This window comes from Tolumonas auensis DSM 9187 (assembly GCF_000023065.1).
GTDB classification, from domain to species: Bacteria; Pseudomonadota; Gammaproteobacteria; order Enterobacterales; family Aeromonadaceae; genus Tolumonas; species Tolumonas auensis.
This window is the reverse complement of the sequence record NC_012691.1, coordinates 73,629-93,526: the sequence shown is the minus strand read 5'-3', so window position 1 is coordinate 93,526 and position 19,898 is coordinate 73,629. Positions and strand designations below refer to the sequence as shown.

12 protein-coding genes are annotated in these 19,898 nt (G+C 55.3%); 6 read left to right on the top strand and 6 right to left on the bottom strand.

Annotation, left to right across the window (positions count from 1 at the left end):
* The first annotated feature begins 35 nt into the window (after positions 1-35).
* From TOLA_RS16740 to glpD, 3 genes are all read left to right on the top strand, one after another.
* Positions 36-203: a hypothetical protein gene (locus TOLA_RS16740; RefSeq protein ID WP_012728299.1), complete on the top strand. Its 168-nt coding sequence runs from the start codon at positions 36-38 to the stop codon at positions 201-203.
* A 167-nt stretch (positions 204-370) separates the two neighbouring features.
* A complete protein-coding gene (gene glpK / locus TOLA_RS00370; protein WP_012728298.1) occupies positions 371-1,864 on the top strand; it encodes a glycerol kinase GlpK in 1,494 nt (497 codons plus the stop codon).
* Positions 1,865-2,035: 171 nt separating this feature from the next.
* A complete protein-coding gene (gene glpD / locus TOLA_RS00365; RefSeq protein WP_012728297.1) occupies positions 2,036-3,577 on the top strand; it encodes a glycerol-3-phosphate dehydrogenase in 1,542 nt (513 codons plus the stop codon).
* A gap of 215 nt (positions 3,578-3,792) precedes the next feature.
* On the opposite strand, the gene TOLA_RS00360 is transcribed toward glpD, so the two are convergent.
* On the bottom strand, positions 3,793-4,554 hold the full coding sequence (locus TOLA_RS00360; protein ID WP_012728296.1) for a DeoR/GlpR family transcriptional regulator: 762 nt from the start codon (positions 4,552-4,554) through the stop codon (positions 3,793-3,795).
* Positions 4,555-4,898: 344 nt separating this feature from the next.
* Between TOLA_RS00360 and dbpA the strand changes: the two genes are divergently transcribed.
* Positions 4,899-6,308 carry an ATP-dependent RNA helicase DbpA gene (gene dbpA / locus TOLA_RS00355; RefSeq protein ID WP_012728295.1) on the top strand — a complete coding sequence of 470 codons (1,410 nt, stop codon included), beginning with the start codon at positions 4,899-4,901 and terminating at the stop codon, positions 6,306-6,308.
* Between the two features lie 72 nt (positions 6,309-6,380).
* Positions 6,381-7,850, top strand: a complete 1,470-nt coding sequence (locus tag TOLA_RS00350; RefSeq protein ID WP_012728294.1) for a DEAD/DEAH box helicase — start codon at positions 6,381-6,383, stop codon at positions 7,848-7,850.
* A gap of 49 nt (positions 7,851-7,899) precedes the next feature.
* On the opposite strand, the gene TOLA_RS00345 is transcribed toward TOLA_RS00350, so the two are convergent.
* The gene (locus TOLA_RS00345) at positions 7,900-8,397 is read right to left on the bottom strand and encodes a MarR family winged helix-turn-helix transcriptional regulator (protein ID WP_012728293.1); all 498 of its coding nucleotides are present in this window, start codon (positions 8,395-8,397) and stop codon (positions 7,900-7,902) included.
* 132 nt (positions 8,398-8,529) lie between these two features.
* Between TOLA_RS00345 and TOLA_RS00340 the strand changes: the two genes are divergently transcribed.
* Positions 8,530-9,684, top strand: coding sequence for an aminotransferase-like domain-containing protein (locus TOLA_RS00340; protein WP_012728292.1), 1,155 nt, complete (start codon positions 8,530-8,532; stop codon positions 9,682-9,684).
* A gap of 69 nt (positions 9,685-9,753) precedes the next feature.
* Here the strand turns inward: TOLA_RS00340 and metF are convergent, their stop codons facing one another.
* The 4 genes from metF to recC all read right to left on the bottom strand — a co-directional run bounded on the left by metF (position 9,754) and on the right by recC (position 19,621).
* Entirely contained in the window at positions 9,754-10,647 is an 894-nt protein-coding gene (gene metF, locus TOLA_RS00335) for a methylenetetrahydrofolate reductase (protein ID WP_012728291.1), read from the bottom strand.
* Between the two features lie 162 nt (positions 10,648-10,809).
* Positions 10,810-12,708 carry an exodeoxyribonuclease V subunit alpha gene (gene recD, locus TOLA_RS00330; protein WP_012728290.1) on the bottom strand — a complete coding sequence of 633 codons (1,899 nt, stop codon included), beginning with the start codon at positions 12,706-12,708 and terminating at the stop codon, positions 10,810-10,812.
* Positions 12,705-16,232, bottom strand: a complete 3,528-nt coding sequence (recB, locus tag TOLA_RS00325) for an exodeoxyribonuclease V subunit beta (protein ID WP_012728289.1) — start codon at positions 16,230-16,232, stop codon at positions 12,705-12,707. Before recB ends, recD begins: the two co-directional genes overlap by 4 nt.
* Positions 16,229-19,621, bottom strand: a complete 3,393-nt coding sequence (gene recC / locus TOLA_RS00320; RefSeq protein WP_012728288.1) for an exodeoxyribonuclease V subunit gamma — start codon at positions 19,619-19,621, stop codon at positions 16,229-16,231. The genes recB and recC overlap by 4 nt, the downstream gene beginning before the upstream one ends.
* Positions 19,622-19,898: the final 277 nt, after the last annotated feature.

Below are 19,898 nucleotides of genomic sequence, written 5' to 3'. Positions count from 1 at the left end.
ATCAATATTATGTGCAGCATAACAAGAGAGCCGCCATGGCGCGATTATTCCTGTTACCCTTTTTGCTGGCCTTGGGCTGGACTCTCTGGCTGGTCTATTTCCGTATTCCGCTCTATCAGGGCCGCAAAGGCTTCTACTGGATCATCGGTGTCAGTGGCGTTCTGGTCGCATTCTTTAGTCTGATGTTATTCATCACGCACTAACGCTCATCAAATGTACCTAAAACAACAAATAGCTGCTTAAAACCCACTCTATTTTTTCTTTATTTCCCCAAAACCACCTCACATTCTGTTTTTAAGATCTAAAATGAATGCATTCGAACATTTTTATGCGCGAGATCTGAGCGCGCAATAAATAAATGGAGAACAACATGACAAAACAACGTTACGTCGTCGCACTCGACCAGGGTACTACCTCTTCCCGCGCCATTATCTTCGACCATGATGCGCGTATTGTGGCGGTATCTCAGCGTGAATTCACCCAGCACTATCCGCAACCGGGCTGGGTAGAACATGACCCGATGGAAATCTGGGCAACACAGTCCTCCACGCTGACAGAGGCACTGGCAAAATCCGGTATCCATAACGACGAAATTGCCGCGATTGGTATCACCAACCAGCGTGAAACCACGGTGGTATGGGAAAAAGCGACCGGGAAACCCGTGTATAACGCCATCGTCTGGCAGTGCCGCCGTACCGCCGCTATTTGTGAAGAGCTGAAAGCGCGTGGTCTCGATAACTACGTGCGTGAAAATACCGGTCTGCTGCTGGATGCTTACTTCTCCGGTACCAAGGTGAAATGGATCCTCGATAACGTCGAAGGGGCGCGTGAAAAAGCGGAACGGGGTGAACTGCTATTTGGCACAATTGATACCTGGCTGATCTGGAAAATGACCAATGGTGAAGTGCACGTCACCGATCCGACCAATGCGTCGCGCACCATGCTGTATAACATCCGCGATCTGCAGTGGGACGGTCATATTCTGCAGGAACTGGGCATTCCGGCCTCGATGCTGCCGCAGGTTCGTCCATCTTCTGAGGTCTATGGCTACACCACCCGTGGCGGCGGTGCGCAGATCCCGATCTCCGGTATTGCCGGCGATCAGCAGGCGGCGTTGTTCGGCCAGCTCTGCTTTGAAAAAGGCATGGCAAAGAACACTTACGGTACCGGCTGCTTCCTGCTGATGAATACCGGTGAAACGCCGGTGAAATCAGAAAGTGGTTTGCTGACCACCATCGCCGTGGGCCCAACCGGGAATGTGAACTATGCGCTGGAAGGCTCGGTGTTTATGGGTGGCGCGACGGTGCAATGGCTGCGCGATGAGCTGCGGCTGATCGATGATGCCACCGATACCGGTTATTTTGCCGGCAAGGTAAAAGACTCTAACGGTGTCTATCTGGTGCCGGCCTTTGTCGGACTCGGCGCTCCCTACTGGGACCCGTATGCCCGGGGCGCAATCGTCGGCCTGACGCGTGGCGCTAACCGCAATCACATCATCCGTGCCGCACTGGAATCGATCGCCTATCAAAGCCGTGATGTGCTGGATGCGATGCAGAAAGACTCCGGTATCCGGCTCGCCAGTCTGAAAGTCGATGGTGGTGCGGTGGCGAATGACTTCCTGATGCAGTTCCAGTCCGACATCATGGGTACCACCGTGGTGCGTCCGAAACTGATTGAAACCACCGCACTGGGTGCCGCCTTCCTCGCCGGACTCGCGGTCGGCTTCTGGGAGAGCACCGCCGAGCTGAGCGATAAATTCAGCATCGATCGCGAGTTCGAACCGGCACTGCCGGCAGAACAGCGCGAACAGCTGTATAGCGGCTGGCAGAAAGCGGTCACGCGCTCACAGCACTGGGTGGATTAGCCATACCGGAAGCCGGAAAACTGCCAGCCACCGACTTGTTCCGGCTGGCAGTGGATAAATTTCATTGATTGATCACATTTTAGTCACACTAATGCTCAATATTGTTCTATATTTTCGTTATCGAACATTAATATGTTTCTATTCGAGCATAATGACGCTGGAGCAAAGAATATGATGAACACCATTCCGCATTACGATTTGGTCGTCATTGGTGGAGGAATCAATGGCACCGGCATTGCCGCCGATGCTGCCGGGCGCGGACTTTCTGTTGCTCTGTTCGAGGCGGATGATCTGGCCAGTGCTACATCGTCGGCTTCCAGCAAGCTGATCCACGGCGGTTTACGTTATCTGGAACACTACGAATTCCGACTGGTCAAAGAAGCACTGGCGGAACGTGAAACCTTGCTGCGCATGGCCCCGCATATTGCCCATCCAATGCGTTTTCGCCTGCCACACCGCCCTCACCTGCGCCCGGCATGGATGATCCGCGCCGGTTTGTTCCTTTACGATCATCTGGCAAAACGCGTGACCTTACCTGCCTGCAGCAGTATCAAATTTTCACCCAATGATGGCGTACAGCCGCATTTGGTAAAAGGCTTTGAATACTCCGACGCCTGGGTGGATGACGCGCGTTTAGTGGTGCTGAATGCCATGCAGGCACGAAACCATGGTGCACGGGTTGATACCCGTACTGCCTGCGTCAAAGCCCGTCGTGAAAAAGAACACTGGCAGCTGACGCTGCAGGATCAGCTGAACGGCAATACCTTTGAGGTCACCGCCAATGCACTGGTGAATGCGACCGGTCCGTGGGTCAAACGTCTGTTTGATGAAGCGATGGAACTGAAATCACCGCGCAACATCCGGCTGGTGAAGGGCAGCCACATTATTGTGCCGCGCATTCATGAACGCGAAGAAGCCTATATTCTGCAGAATGAAGATAAGCGCATCGTGTTTGTCATCCCCTATCAGCAACACTTCTCGCTGATTGGTACCACGGATCTGGAATACAAAGGTGATCTGCGGGCAGTGAAAATTAATGAGGAAGAGGTGCAGTACCTGTGCGATGTGGTGAATAAACATTTCATCCACCAGATAGCACCGAAAGATGTGGTCTGGAGTTACTCCGGCGTACGTCCGCTGTGTGATGATGAATCCAGTTCTCCGCAGGCGGTCACCCGCGATTACACGCTGGAACTGGCTGATGAACAGGGCAAGGCACCGCTGTTGTCGGTGTTCGGTGGCAAGCTGACCACTTACCGCAAACTGGCACAGGCCGCTTGTCATAAACTGGCGCCTTATTTCCCGCAGGCACGGGAGGACTGGACCGCAACCTCGAAACTGCCGGGTGCTGATTTTGAAGGGAACGTGCTGCATCTGACCCAGAAGTACCGCAAACAGGCACCGTGGCTGGATGCCGCAACCGCCCGCCGGATCGCCAGTTGTTACGGTAGCCTGGCTGCTGGCTGGTTGCCGAAAGAGCTGACGCTCAACTTTGGCAGTGAATTATGCCGCGAAGAAGTGGATTACCTGATGGAACAGGAATGGGCCTGCAGTGCGGAAGATATTCTGTGGCGCCGCACTAAACTCGGCCTGACCCTGAGTGACGCTGCACAGGCGCAACTGAAAGCCTATGTAGCACAACGCATGGCAGTGCGTTGCGGTAAACCAGTAACGCAAATAAAAGAGAACATCGAAGAAACATCAGCCGCCTGAGCATGCCAGATTCGGCCAAAACTTCATACAAGACGGGCAAAGGGTCCATTCCGACAACCCTCCGCGTCAGGGATGACGCGGCGGAGTCCCCATGGATGGGTTCACGACGTGTTGGCGGGGTGGACCCTTTGACCGGCGCCAGCTATGCGAAAACAGGCGGAGGGTCGATAAATACTATCTTTGGTCAGCCTGAATTACTCCGAACGCCGCAAAAACTAACAGATACAACACTCCACCTGCCCCTGCTGCATGATGCGCTGGATTTCTTCCGGCGGTTGCTGGTCAGTGAACAACACATCCACCTGACTGATATTACCCAGATTCACCATCGCATTCCGGCCAAACTTGGTGTGATCGGTAGCCAGAAAAACCTGCCGGGAATGGGCAATAATCGACTGCGCGACCCGCACTTCGTGATAATCAAAATCGAGCAGGGCACCGGTCATATCGATGCCGGAGATACCGATGATGCCAAAATCCATGCGGAACTGACCGATAAAATCCCGCGTCGCCTCACCGATAATGCCGCCATCGCGGTTACGAATTTCGCCGCCGGCGATGATGACTTTAAAGTCATCTTTTTCGGTCAGAATCATCGCCACGTTCAGGTTGTTGGTCACGATGCGCAGATCTTTGTGATGCAACAGCGCACGGGCAATCGCCTCCGTGGTAGTGCCGATATCGATAAACAACGACGCGCCGTCAGGAATGCGCGCCGCCACCTGCGCGGCAATCCGTTCTTTTTCTGCCAGCTGCATCACTTTCCGCGTGCTGTATGCCGTATTACTGGTGCTACTATCAGGTAACGACGCACCACCATGATGACGGATAATTTGCTTCTGTTCCGCCAGCTCATTCAGATCACGGCGGATAGTTTGCGGACTGACATCAAACTGCGCCACCATCTCTTCGGTGGAAACAAACCCGTGCTGATTCAGCAGGTTCAGAATGTTCTGATGTCGTTGACTCTGCTTCATGTTCACTCCCTGAGCGCAACAGCCATAGACTGTGGCGGATGTCGCCATAAACGAAAAAGTAACTCACTGCATGGTAACGGTATTTTTCGCTGGCGAAAATAAATTCACGCCGCCATGACATCAGTTTGCAAACACTGCCGCCTTCCCTTAAGCTACGCAGCGTTTGATGCGTTGTTTGCACGTTTTCACCTTCCATTTCGCCATTTGACGTTTGCTCAGATGCTGCGGCCTGAAACCGGTACAAATTTCCCCGACATTCGTTGCTACTTTGGTGCGATGTCCTGCGTCCGACACCCATTTCGCCTGTCCGGCGGTCTTGTTATTGGTTTAATTCAGGATTAGTCATGTCTGATACAAATTCGGCTGCAACTGCGGCATCGTCTGCTTTTGCGCAATTAGCACTGCAACCAGCGCTGCTGGAAAATCTCACCGCGCTGGGTTACAGCGAAATGACCCCTATTCAGGCCCAGAGCCTGCCTGCGGTATTGCAGGGTAAGGATGTGCTGGCGCAAGCCAAAACCGGTAGTGGTAAAACTGCCGCGTTCGCACTGGGCTTACTGCAAGGTCTGGATGTTAAATCCCTGAACGTACAGGGGCTGGTGCTGTGCCCGACCCGTGAACTGGCCGATCAGGTGGCTGGTGAAATCCGCCGTCTGGCACGTCTGATTCCGAACGTCAAAGTATTGACCCTGTGTGGTGGCATGCCAATTGGCCCGCAATTCAGCTCGCTGGAACAGGGCGCACATATCGTGGTCGGTACGCCGGGCCGTGTGCAAAAACATCTGGATAAAGAAAGCCTGAGTCTGGCTGCACTCAAAACGTGGGTGCTGGATGAAGCAGATCGTATGCTGGACATGGGTTTTGCCGATGCCATGCGCGAAATAGCCAAAGTTTGCCCACGCCAACGTCAGACCCTGCTGTTTTCTGCTACCTATCCGGAAGACATTCAACGTCTGAGCACCGAGTTCCAGCGCAATCCGTTAAGCGTGCGTGTGGAATCAACCCACAGTGCGGTGCAGATCGAACAGCGTTTCTTTGAGCTGCCAAATCAGGAAGCCAAATTCCCGGCATTGCTGAAACTGCTGCAGCATTATCAGCCACGTTCCACGGTGATTTTCTGCAATATGAAACACCAGACCCAGCAGGTTGCCGATGCATTATCTGCTCAAGGCTACAGTGCACTGGCGCTGAACGGCGATCTGGAACAGCGCGAACGCGACCAAGTCGTGGTGCGTTTTTCTAACCAGAGCTGCGCCATTCTGGTTGCCACCGATGTGGCCGCACGTGGTCTGGATATCAAAGAATTACAGGCTGTAGTGAACTACGACCTGACACCGGATCCGGAAATTCATGTGCACCGTATTGGTCGTACCGGCCGCGCCGGACAAACCGGTCTGGCACTGACGCTGACCACCGCGTCACAGACTAACCGTGTGCTGCAGATCGAAGATTACCAGCAAAGCCAGGCCGTCTGGGGCAACCTTGATGAGCTGAAGAAAAACCCGGACAACATGAAACCCGAGATGGTCACGCTGTGCCTCGACGGTGGCCGGAAAAGCAAAGTCCGCCCCGGCGATATTCTCGGTGCGCTGACCAAAGAGGCCGGTTTTAACGGCCAGCATATCGGCAAAATCAATATTGCAGAATTACATGCCTATGTTGCGGTGCATCACAGCATTGCCAACAAGGTCTACGGTTATTTACAGGACGGCAAAATTAAAGGCCGCAAAGTGAGAGTTCGCAAGCTGGTGTGAGGCCTTATCACCGACGAACCACACGAACAGCTCCGCTGCTTTCACATTTTATAAAACAGGAATCACCATTTAATGTCATTTACTGAACTTGGCTTAAGCGAACCACTACTGCGCGCCGTTAAAGATAAAGGCTACGACACCCCATCACCGATCCAGTTACAGGCTATTCCGGCCGTATTGGCGGGTCAGGACGTGATGGCCGCAGCACAAACCGGTACCGGTAAAACCGCAGGTTTTACGCTGCCGTTGCTGCACCGTCTGTCGCGCGGTAATCCGGCCCGCTCTAATGCCGTTCGCGCACTGGTGCTGACCCCGACCCGCGAACTGGCGGCTCAGGTTGCTGAAAGCGTCACCACCTACGGGAAATACCTGCCACTGAAATCCGTGGTGGTGTTCGGTGGCGTGAATATTAATCCGCAAATGCTGGCGATGCGCAAAGGCGCTGACGTGCTGGTTGCGACCCCAGGCCGTCTGCTGGATCTGGTCAGCCAGAACGCCCTGCATTTCCGCCAACTGGAAGTGCTGATCCTGGATGAAGCCGACCGCATGCTGGACATGGGCTTTATCCGCGATATCCGCAAAATCATCAACATGCTGCCAAAAGATCGTCAGACACTGATGTTCTCCGCGACCTTCTCGGATGAGATCCGCACGCTGGCCAAGGGCCTGCTGAACGAGCCGGTACAGATTGATGTGGCACCACGTAACACCACTGCCGAAACCATCAAACAGACCATCTGCCCGGTGGATAAAGGCCGTAAACCGGCTTTGTTGTGCCATTTAATCAAACACAACAACTGGCAGCAGGTACTGGTATTTATGCGCACCAAACACGGCGCGAATAAACTGGTGACACAGCTGGAAACCGCCGGTATTCAGGCCGCCGCGATCCACGGTAACAAGAGTCAGGGCGCGCGTACCCGTGCGTTATCCGGCTTCAAAGATGGCTCCGTGCGTGTACTGGTTGCGACCGATATCGCCGCGCGTGGTATCGACATCGCCCAGCTGCCACAGGTAGTGAACTATGAACTGCCAAACATCGCGGAAGATTACGTGCACCGTATTGGTCGTACTGGCCGTGCCGGTATGGAAGGTCATGCTATTTCACTGGTGAGTGCCGATGAACAGCCGCTGCTGGTTGATGTGGAAAAACTGATCAAACAGATCCTGCCACGTGAAGAATTCGACGGTTTTAAACCACAGAATCCGGTCGCAATGACCACGGAAGCGCAACTGACCCGTCCGGTGAAAAAGCCGAAAAAACCTAAGATGTTTGATGATGGCCGCAGCCAGGAACCGCGTCAGCAACGCTCACCACGCTCATCACAGGGCGAGCAGCATAAAGCGCACTCGCCGCATACCGGTCAGCCTCGCCCGCATCAGCCAAAACAGGCGGAAGGTGCCGCGAAACCCGCATCGCCTACCCGTTCTGGTACTCAGCGTGCCGGTCAGCCGTCACGTTCAGCTAATGCACCAGCCGGTCGTCCGCAAGGCAACCGCTCTGCCGCTGGCGGACAACGCAGCAGCAAACCGCAGCACTAAGCAGCATCGGATAGCGGAGCCCATCTCGATAGGCTCCGCTATCGTCACCTCAACATTCTGCGCTCCAGCCCTCGCCTGCTTTATCGCTGTTGTCCTGATTCAGCAAATGAGCAAATTTGGTTTCTGCCAGTTTCAGCATAATGGCACGCCAGTGCTGCTCGGCATCCTCACCTGCGTCAGTAAATACTTGCGTCATCAGCTCGCGCTGGCTTTGCGATAACCGGTTTTCCAGGGCCTGCCCCTGCTCACTAAGTGTTAACCGCTTGATCCGCTTATCAAATTCATCAGAGTTCGCATCAATCAGATCTAACTCTTTTAACGCTCGTAGCGGGCCGTTCAGTGCCTGTTTACTCACACCGAGAATTTTCAGCAACGCGTTGACACTGATCGCCGGATTGCGGCCGACAAAATAGAGAATGCGATGATGCACCCGCTGTAACCCCTGTTCCGCCAATATCGCATCTGGCCCTGAGGTGAACGCACGGAAGGCAAAATGGAACAACTCTAACGCGGCATTGAGCGAATTTTGATTATTTTGGTCAACCATATTGACTTAACTTGGTGTGCTGGCAAGATAGGTCAACTTCGCTGACGTATCTACCGATAATTTCCTAGAATTTATCGTCCTGCATCAGAAATAGCAATTAAACAAACTCATGCCCGCATGACCGGAGGCCGCATGTTTGCCCAGCGTATCCAACACCTAACATCCTCAATCATCAGAGAAATATTAGCCAGCGCCCAGAAACCGAACGTGATTTCGTTTGCCGGTGGTTTACCCGCGGAAGGCAGTTTTCCTGACATTGACTGGTCAGTCTTGCCGAATAAAGTCAGACAATACGGTATGAGTGAAGGTGAACCGGAACTACGGGAAGCCATTGCGGCGGAAGCGCGGCAAAAAGGGATCAGCTGTGATGCCAGTCAGGTGCTGATCCTTTCCGGCTCACAACAAGGGCTGGATCTGGTCTCCAAATTGTTTATCGATCCGGACAGTAATGTGCTGGTTGAATCACCGACCTATCTGGCCGCACTGCAATGTTTTAATCTTTTCCAGGCCAATTGCCGCGGCGTAAACCTGAGCAGCCAGGGCCCGGATATTGCGAATTTTGAACATCAGATCCGCGACTACAAGCCTCGTTTCACTTACCTGATCCCGAGCTTTCAGAATCCGTCAGGCACCTGTTATACCCCCGAATCGCGTCAGGCTGTCGCGGCGTTGCTCGACCAATATAATCTGCCATTGATTGAAGATGAGCCTTACTGTGAGCTGGATTATGACAATCTGGCGAAACCACCGATCTGCTCTTTCATGAAAACCGCGCCGTGGATTTACTTCGGTTCATTTTCCAAAGTGCTGATCCCCGGTCTGCGTATCGGTTATCTGATTGCCCATCCTGATCTGATCACGCCTCTGGTCCGCCTGAAACAGGCATCGGATCTGCATACCAACCGTCCCGGCCAATGGCTGGCACTGGAATATATGAATTCGGCGGATAAACCACAGCGTCTGGAACGGCTGCGCGAGTTCTACCGCGTACGTCGTGATGCGTTTGCCGCGGCGCTGGAAAGTGAATTTGCCGATCTGGCGGAATGGCAGATCCCGTCCGGTGGTTTGTTCTTCTGGTTAAAACTGAAGAAAACCGTGGATACCCGTCCGCTGCTGAAAATTGCACTGGAAGCCGGTGTCGCCTTTATGCCGGGTGAAGCATTCTTTGCAGAAGAAAATCCGCCGCATGGTTATATCCGCCTGAACTTCAGCCATACCGAACCGGAACTGATGGTGGAAGGATTACGTCGTTTACGTAAGGTATTGCTGGAATCCGATAACGCCTGATCTTAAATCGGCGGCATGAAAAAAGGCGCGATACATGACTGTATGGCGCCTTTTTTGTATTCCGGCTGATTACGCTTTCGGACGTACACCCAGCGTGTGACAGATCGCGTAGGTCAGTTCAGAGCGGTTCAGCGTGTAGAAGTGGAAATCTTTTACCCCTTCACGTGACAGCACGCGCGCCATGTCGATGGCGATGCTGGCACCAACCATGTTACGGGTCATCTGATCATCATCGGCGATGCCTTCAAAACGCTGATGCAGCCATTGCGGGATTTTCACGTTGGTGAAACCGGCAAATTTCAGCAGATTTTTGTAGTTAGAGACCGGCAGAATGCCCGGTACGATTTCGGCTTCAATCCCGATCGCCGCACAACGGTCACGGAAACGCAGGTAGCTTTCCACGTCGAAGAAGAACTGGGTGATCGCACGGTTGGCACCGGCATCAATCTTGCGTTTCAGGTGCAGCAGATCCGCCTGCGCGCTTTTCGCTTCCGGATGCACTTCCGGATACGCGGCCACAGAGATGTCGAAATCAGCCACTTCTTTCAGCAAAGCCACCAGATCGTTGGCGTACATTTCCGGTTTGCCGGCACCCGGCGGAAGATCGCCACGCAGCGCGACGATGTTACGGATACCGTTGTCCCAATAGTCTTTGGCAATCGCACGCAGTTCGTCACGGGTCGCATCGACACAAGTCAGATGCGGTGCGGCAACCAGACCGGTACGTTCTTTGATATCTTTGATAATGCTGTGGGTACGGTCACGGGTACCGGAGTTCGCACCATAAGTTACTGAGACAAAAGAGGGTTTCAGTTTGCTCAGGCGTTCAATGGAGTTCCACAGCGTCTGTTCCATGCTTTCAGTGGCGGGCGGAAAAAACTCGAACGAAACATTAATATCGCCGCTCAACTCGGCCAGATTCTGGTTCAGGGCTTCTACCTGACGTGCGCTGTCAAAACTCATCATTACTCCTTGCCTGCCTTACGGCCTTTTGGGCGGAAGGCTCCGCTTCCCGCATCATCTAAAACAGATGTTTGGACGTCTAAATGTCCATACATCTTATTTGAACTGTTCAGAATGTCAACATTCCTGAATTAAGCATATCCGACATTCCTGTCAGCGTCGTTATTCTGCGTCATGCAACGCACGCATTGTTTCCAGCATGGTCACTAAGCCGCTGTAGCGTTCGGTCTGTTTGCGCACCATCAATGCCAGCACTTCCGGCGTGGCAAACAGATCCAGCTGTTCACGTGCCCGGGTGATGCCGGTATAGAGCAACTCGCGGGTCAGCAACGGGTTCGTCTCCGGCGGTAACAGCAGCAGCGTGTGGGTAAATTCCGAACCCTGCGATTTATGTACGGTCATCGCCCAGGCGGTATCGTGCGCCGGCAGGCGACTGGGCAGAAAACCATGCGCCTTTCCATCCGGCAGCACAAACCAGACCCGCAACCGTTCACCGTCGCTGGCAGCAATGCCGATATCGCCATTATACAGCCCCAGACCATAATCATTCTCGGTGATCATCACCGGGCGACCGGCAAACCAGTCCGCCGTCATCTGCAGTCTGCCCTGAGTCTGCAGGCGCTGACCAATCGCCTGATTCATGCCATTGATGCCCCACGGCCCGTCATGCAGGGCGCACAGCAGGCGGATCTGGTTGAAAGCCTGTAACAGCGCGACCGCGCCTTCGGCGCTCATCGGTTTATCCAGCAATGCCAGATAGGCATGATATCCCTCAGCGGCCAGCTTCACTGCCATTTCCAGCCGCTGTTCATCGCTGTGCAGACGGATATCGCGGTAATCCCGCGTCCATACCGCTTGTGCCGTTTTTTCATCGCCATTATTCACCGCTTCGGCCAGTTTACCGATGCCGGAGTCCGCAGCAAAACGCCAGCTTTTCCGTAGCAGACAAAGCCGATCGCACAGCGGATGCCCGGTGACCTGCACATACGGCTGCAAATCATAGCCGGTGCGTTGCTGCAGGCATTCCGCCTGTGGCTGACTGATGCCCTGCGCCACAAACCGGCAGATATCGCCCAGCACCGCACCCGCTTCGACCGACGCCAGCTGGTCTTTATCTCCCAGCAGGATCAGCCGCGCCTGCGGCGGTAACGCGGCCAGCAGACGTGCCATCATCGGCAGATCGATCATCGAGGCTTCATCGACCACCAGCACATCCAGTGGCAACGGATTCTGCGCATGGTGGCGGAACTCCGGCTGACCGGGGATCACCCCCAGCAGACGATGCAGGGTACTGGCCTGCGTCGGAATACCTTCCAGCCAGTCGGCATTCACCTGTGTTGCCAGTTCGGTTTTGGCTTTGGCGATCGATTCCGTCAGCCGGGCAGCCGCCTTTCCGGTCGGTGCCGCCAGCCGGATCAGCAATGATTGCTCACTCTGCGCCACCAGCAACGCCAGCAGTTTGGTCACTGTCGTGGTTTTCCCAGTGCCGGGGCCGCCGGAGATCAGGGTAAAGCGCCCCTCACAAGCCGTGGCGACGGCCACCGCCTGCCAGTCGGTTTCCGGCTGCGGTGTAAACAACTGCCGTAACTGCGCGGCCAGTTCGGTTGCATTCACGGCGTTGTCCGCTGGCAGACTGGCTTGCTGCAGCCAGCACGCCACCTGCTGTTCAAAACGAAAGTAACGGCTGAGGTAGAGCCGGCCGGCAAACAGCGTCAACGGCTGGCCCTGTTCCTCAGCATCCGAAGGATCAGTGATGACCCGTACCAGCGGGCTCTGCTGTAGCTTTGCATCCAGCGCTGCCACGGTGGTCTCAGGCCAGCTTAATGCTGCCTGCGATAGCTGGGCCTGCCACTGCGCCAGCCGCTCCGGCCAGGTACTGAGATCAAAGCAGACATGCCCGCGCCCGAGTTCCTGACTGGTCAGTGCCACCGCCAGCTGCACGCTTTCGTCAGCATCCCAGCGAGCCAGCAGTTGCGCTAGCTGGACATCCAGATCACGCAGCAGACGGGCTTCCAGTAATGCCTGCCAGCAAGGGGTTAACGCAGGAAAAGTGAATGTCATACCGTAAACTCCCCGGATCCGATTTCAGACTGACCGGCAAACAAGGCATCCAGCGCCGCAATATGTTGTTTATCCGGTTTGGTGGCATATACCCCGCTACCGGCATCACCGTTCATGCCGCGCAGGAACAGATAGCAGACACCGCCGATATGCCGCTCATAGTCGTAGTCCGGCAACCGGCAACGCAGATAGCGGTGCAGGGCCAGCGTATACAGCTGATACTGCACATCATAGCGGTGTTCCAGCATCGCCTGCGCCATTGCGTCCTGCTGATAGGCTGCCGGATTATCACCAAGATAATTCGACTTATAGTCCACCACGTAGAAACGTCCCTGATGTTCAAACACCAGATCGATAAAGCCTTTCAGCATGCCCTGAACTTCATTGAAGGCCAGCGGTGGTGCGTTGGCGGAAAGCGCATCCCCCGCGGCCAGACAGCGGTTCAGGGCGGGGGCTGACAATGGCGCTAACGGCAGCAGAAATTCCATCTCGCTCAGGCATTGCTGCGGAGTCAGTTGCGACAGGGATAATCCGGGGAACAGCTCACTGTTCAGGATCTGCGTCAGCCATTGTTCCAGTACCGGTTGCCACGGTTCCGGCTGCCAGTCATGACTGAGCTGCACCCCCTGCAGATGTTCGGTGATCCATTTTCGGCAGAACGCATCGTCAGCACCAAAATCGAGATCTTCCAGCAGACTGTGCAGGAAAGTACCGGCGTGCGCACCACGCGGAAAACTGAACACATCAAAGCGGGGCGCCTGTGGTTCTTCATCACTGACCACCACCGGCAAGGGTGGTGTTGGCTGATAGGTACTATGACTAACCGTCAGTGCGGAATAAGAGGTCACCCGCCAGTTGCGCTCCAGTTGCCCGCTAAAATGCCGTGCCTGCGGGGCGGGCAATGGCACACTGATTTCGTGATACGGCGTCTGCGGGAAAGCAATTTCCGCCACCTCAGCCGCCCGATCATGATTGTTCAACTGCTGCAGCCACTGCCGGAAACGGACGGTCAGCGCAGAATCACTGTCGTTCTTTAGCAAATAATCCAGTGCTGCTGGCCGGTCATCTTTCGCCTTGGTTTTGCTGTTAATTTTCAGATCTGCCAGCCCCAGCCAGGTGACAAAGACACCGCGCGTCAGGGCAACATATAGCAGCCGCAAATCCTCCGCCAGCCGCTCTTCCGCCGCCTTTTCCCAGGCGTGTTCCGAACCGGTGAGGTCCAGCTGTACGCCATTACCGGTGTGATAACGCGGCATATCGTTACCGCGATAGGCACAGATAAATGGCAACAACACCAGACCGTACTGCAACCCCTTCGATTTATGGATGGTGACGATTTGTACCCGCTGCCGTTCAGAATCGAGCCGCAGCTGTTGTTCATCCGCATCACCGTTCGGCTGATGACAACGTTCCAGCAGCCAGCGCAGCAATGCATGTTCGCCGTTTAATGTACTGGCAGCAGTTTGCAGCAGTTCGCCCAGATGCAGCACATCGGTCAGCTGCCGCTCGCCGTTGGTATCCGCCAGCAAACGTTCCGGGATTTGATACCAGAACAGCCATTGCCGCAGCATCGGCAAGATCCCCCGGTTACGCCACAACTCGCCGGCCAGACGGATGTGTTCCACCGTCTGTTCCCACAACGTCTCATCATCGTTAAGCCGGGCCAGCTGACTCACGGTCCAGCCCTGCAGCCCGGTCGCCATCGCAGCCCGGATCAGCATTTCATCCTGCGGATTGAGACAGGCTTCGAGCAGCCGTGCCACATCCTGCGCCACCGCCTGCGCAAACACCGATTCGCGGTTGGACAGATAGACACTGGCGATGCCGCATTCCCGCAGTGCCTGCTGCATCACCGCCGCTTCCCGGCCGCTGCGCACCAGCACCGCAATATCGTTCGGTCGCAGTGGTTTACCATCCAGCGTGGCCTGCTGTTGCTGGGCTCCTACCAGCCAGGTGTGGATCTGTGCGGCCGCCGCCAGCGCCATGCGTTGCTGATAAGCAGCACCACTGACCTCCCCCGTTCCTTCCAGCGGAAAACAGCACTGCAACGCGGTCTGCGGCAGCCCCTGCAGCACAAACCCGGCCTTTTTCCCCTTGGCCCTCACCGCCTCGAACGGGATATCCTGCTGATAGATAAACGGTGCACCGGAATGCGCAAACAAGGCATTCACGGCTGTCACCAGCTCGTCGGTGGAACGGAAATTCGTCTGCAGGGTGTAATGAGCCGCGACCTGCTGCTTTGCCTGCATATAGGTGAAAATATCCGCCCCGCGGAAGGCATAAATTGCCTGTTTCGGATCGCCGATCATGTAAAAACCGCATTCGGGATTGTGCGCATACAGGGTGGAAAAAATCTGATACTGCAGCGGATCGGTATCCTGAAATTCATCGATCATGGCCACCGGATACTGTTCCCGGATCCGCTCCGCCAGCAAAACGCCGCGCTCGGAATTTAAAGCCCGTGCCAGATTGGTCAGCAGATCATCAAACGATAACTGCTGCTGCCGTAATTTCTGCTGCTGCAGACGCGCCCGCACCTGCGTTAACGCATCGGCAATTACCACATCATCAATGTCGTTCGGTTGTGCCAGCAGAGTTTCAATCTGAGCAAACAACGGATGTGACGGCACAGTGCCACTTTTACTCTTCGCCGCCAGTTCATTGCCTGCAAAACGCGACAACTCTTTCGGCAGGCTGTAACTGCTCAGTGGCGCATTGACCCAGTCGCCGACTTTCTGCAGCCAGTTCGGCAGATTCTTTTTGGAATAGCTACGTTTATCGACATCGGAACCACTGATTAAACTTTCCAGTTCACCGGCTGCCGCCTGCCAGGCTTCGCGAAACATGTTCAACCGGCTAATGATCGCCTGATGCCGTTCAGCCAATGTTTCTGCCGTGCGCGGCTGACACTGCAGACCGGATAATGCCAGATGCGGACTGATCTCCCGCAGCAAATCCTCCGGGCCTTTCCAGTGATCGAGCAGCGCCTGTGCCAGCAGCGCATCGGCCTGATACGTGATATGGCGCCAGAAATCGGCCACCGCCCCCGCACGCAGCGTCTGCTCTTCCGTCAGAAACTCATTATCAAACAGACTGCCGGATTCAAAGGCATTTTGCGTCAGCATGCGCTGGCAGAAACCATGAATGGTATAGATCGCCGCTTCATCCATCTGCCGCTCTGCGGTCAGCAACTGCCGTAACGCCAGCTTCTGATCCGGACATTCGGAAATTAAGTTCTGTATCAGCTGATCGTCACTGTGCCCTACTTCCAGTGCGCGCCGGGTGTCGCGGATGGCTTTCAGAATACGCTGGCGCAACTCCGCAGTGGCGGCTTCGGTGAACGTCACCACCAGAATACGATCCACCGGCAACGGCGTACCAAATGCAGCATCACCGGAGCCATGGCCGAGCAACAAGCGCAGATACAGACCCGCAATGGTGTAGGTTTTACCGGTACCGGCACTGGCCTCAATCAGACGCAGACCACCCAGCGGAAAGGTGAGAATATCCAGTGGAATGCTCATGCTTCAGCCTCCTGCAAATGCTGGCGTAACGGCAACAACAGCTGCACCGCCCACTCCTCTATTTCTTCCCAGTACTCACTGCTCAGTTCCGGGAAACAGCGCGCCAGATAGGTATCCTGTCCTTCCCCGCTCACAAACGTGCCGTCACCGGTATACGTTTTCTGTGCGGCCTCTCTGGCCTGTAACTGCTGCGCGTCATCGCCCAGACAACCGCTCTCTGTCGTCGCCTTCTCAAGCCATTGCCAGGCAGTATTCACCGGTAAACAGAGCGGGCGTTGCATGCCTTCAGTAAATGCCTGCCACCACAGCAGCAGTTGTTCACGGGCAGCATCGGCACTCAATACCGCCAGTAACCATTCGCCCAGCTTACCGTTATCCAGCGCCAGCAGACGGGTGGGCTGTGTCAGTTTACCGGCCGCAGACAGCGCCAGATGTTCCAGCCAGATCGCCACCAGCCAGCTGGCTTTCAGTTTGCTGACCCGGTGCCGGACCAGCTGGCCGGCATACACTTCTCCGACACTGCCCAGCAGTTGCCAGCCGGCAAAATCCAGGTGGAAGGTCTCCCGCTGCGCCGTGGCCAGTGGCCAGGTTTGCAAAGCAGCTGCCAGCGGCGCGAGATTTTTTGCATCGGCCTGCAATGCCAGCCGGCCGAATTCACCATCCGGCAGCATCCCTTCTGCCAGCAACCGTGCCTGCCAGACCGCTTGATCGACATCCAGCCGCTGATAACGCAGCAGACGCTCACGCAACTGATATTGCTGTAATTTATCCAGCCAGAATGGCTCGGTCTCCTCCAGTGCCGCTTCGCGTTCCACAAACTGCACCCGCAGACGACGACGGAAGAATCCCGCCACCGGATTGCGAAAAAAACGCAGCCAGTCGGCCAGCTCAATCTCCGGTTTTCCCTGCAGCTCTTCCGGTAACGACAACCGCGCATCGAAAAAGCCAGCCTGACCGGTCGGTGTCAGCGCCGGCAGCCATTCGGCGGCATAGCTGAACAGATCTGCAGTGGCCGGTGGTACGGTAGGAGAAAAATAGCGCCGGTCATACGGCACCAGCGGGTGCCCGGTCAGCAGATGCTGATGCAGTGCGGTTTCCTGTTCGGTTTCCGCTTTTTCTTCATCTTCCGGCAGCAAGAATGCGCGCTGACAATATTCGACCAGTTCGGTGACCAGCACCGAGGGCATCAGGTCGCGGTTATCGATCGCACTGTGCGCGACATACGAAATATAGAGTTGTTGCTGTGCCGCCAGTAAGGCCTCCAGAAACAGATAGCGATCGTCTTCGCGGCGCGAACGATCGCCTTTGCGCGGCTGATCGGCCATCAGATCAAAGCCCAGCGGTGGCATGCTGCGCGGATACAAACCATCGTTCATACCGAGCAGACACACCAGCCGGAACGGGATCGCCCGCATCGGCATCAGGGTACAGAAGTTCACCCGGCCGGCGAGGAACTGCTGCCCGCCACGCACGGCATTCAGTTCACTCTGCAGATGGTCATGGAACACCGTCAGCGGTAACGGTTCCTGATACTGCATCTGCGACAGACGTTGCTGCCAGCTCTGCAGGGTCGAACGGATCAGGTTCAGTGCCGCGGCATCATCCTCTTCCAGTTGTTCCTGCGGCAGGTAAAAATCCAGCAACAGACGATCAACCAGATTCTGCCATTCGGTGATCGGACGTGCGGTCTCCAGCTCATCGCGCAACGCCATCACCTGAGCAATAAACCGCGCCAGCTGGCCGAGTTTCACCGCATTTTGCCCTTCAATCGCGGTGTACGGTGCCACATCAGCAAACAGTGTCTCATTGCCGCTGGCAAAACCAAGCAGCATGCGTTCCAGCCCGAACGACCAGGTGTGCCGCTCCCTTGGCGGCAGTTCAAACCGCTCACCATCGCCGGATTCCAGCCCCCAGCGCACCCCGGATTCCATCGCCCAGCGGCGCAGCGTGGTCAGGTCGGCCTCTGCCAGACCAAAGCGTTTTAACAACGCCGGCACTGCCAGCAGTTCCAGTAATTCGGTCGCGGTACAACGCTGATCAGGTAATGACAAGAGCGTGAGGAAGCTCTGCAGCAACGGATTTTCCTGTGTTGCCGACCGGTCAGAGATAGAAAACGGGATATAACGTTCCCCGGTGGCATTGCCGAACACCGCCTGAACATAAGGGCCATAGCGGTTAATATCCGCCACCATCACCACCACCTCTTTCGGGGTCAGGGTCGGATCGGCCGCAAAGCGCTGCAGCAACTGGTCATGCAGTACCTCCACTTCCCGCAACGGGCTGTGGCAGCCATGCAGCACCAGTGAACGATCGCTGGCGGAGATCGGTCGTTTCGGACGGAGACGGGTACCATCCTGCAACTCCAGCAGATCCTGCTGTAACAGATGCAGCAGGCTATCCCCGTTGATCTCGGCAAAGGCATCAATCTCTGCCGCACTGATCTCGGCCAGCAGCGACAGATAATCACGGCCCTGCTTACCCAGCGACACCAGCAGCGGATTGCCCTGTTGTTCGCCTTCGTCACTAAACAGCTGCTGCCAGTCGGTTTCCGGTAATAAGGGTTTGTGCTGTTCGGCCTGCTGCCACTGCTCCCGGCGCTGGGCCAGCAGTTTATTCAGTACCCGCTGGTTGATCTGGTTCTCTTCCTGCAAATCGCCCCAGTAATAACGGCACGGATTGGTCAGCAGCAGATGCACTTCACAATGCTCACCCAGCGCCATCAGCGCTTCCAGATAATGCGGCGGCAGCGAAGAGATACCGAATACAAACAGCCGTTGCGGCAACACTGCCTTGGGTTTCCCGGCTTTGAGCGTATTGATAAAACTGGAGAATAAATTAACCCGGTGCAAATGACTGGCCTGCTGCTCGGTCAGTGCCACCAATTTACGCCACAGTACCGGCTGCCACAGCTGCGTCTCTGCACCCTGCGCACCACCGCTTTCCCAGTCCACAATCCAGTCCGGACGGTATACCAGATACTGGTCGAACAGATCCGCAATCCGCTGACAGAGCTGATAGCAGCGCCGCCCGTCATGATCTTCGGCCAGATAGCCGGCCAGCGGCGCAAACAGCACATCGTCCATGCACTGCGGTAACAGTTGCATCAGCCGCCACAGCATGGCTGGTTTGGTATAGGGGTTTTCCTGCGGTACTTCCGGCAATACCTGATGAAACATCTGCCAGATAAAACTCGACGGCAGCGGAAAGGTGATATTCGCCGCGACACCGAGATCCTGTGCCAGTGCCTGTTTCAGCCACTGTGCCATGCCGGGGCTTTGTACCAGGATCGTTTCGGCGGCCAGAGCCGGTTGTAATGGCGAGAGCTGAATGAGATGTGCTAACAGACTTTTCAGAACATCCAGCTGATTGGAATGGTAAACCCTGAACATACCCGCGTCCTGTATCCGTGCTAATCCCCCGATAATAGAGGAAAGCAGCACATCATCACTATCCGCAACGACACAATCTTCGGAAAAACCGATTTTTTCCCCGCTAAAGATTGATATAGGATCTCATTTTCCCGTGATCGGCATCATAAAGTTGAAATATTGCACAGACAGGGCAAAATGCGCACCTTGGTCAGGATCAAATTCCGGCCAGTCGACTGAGCATCGAAAAATACCAACAGATAAAGCGTTAACCCAATCAGTGTTTAATAAAGAAATA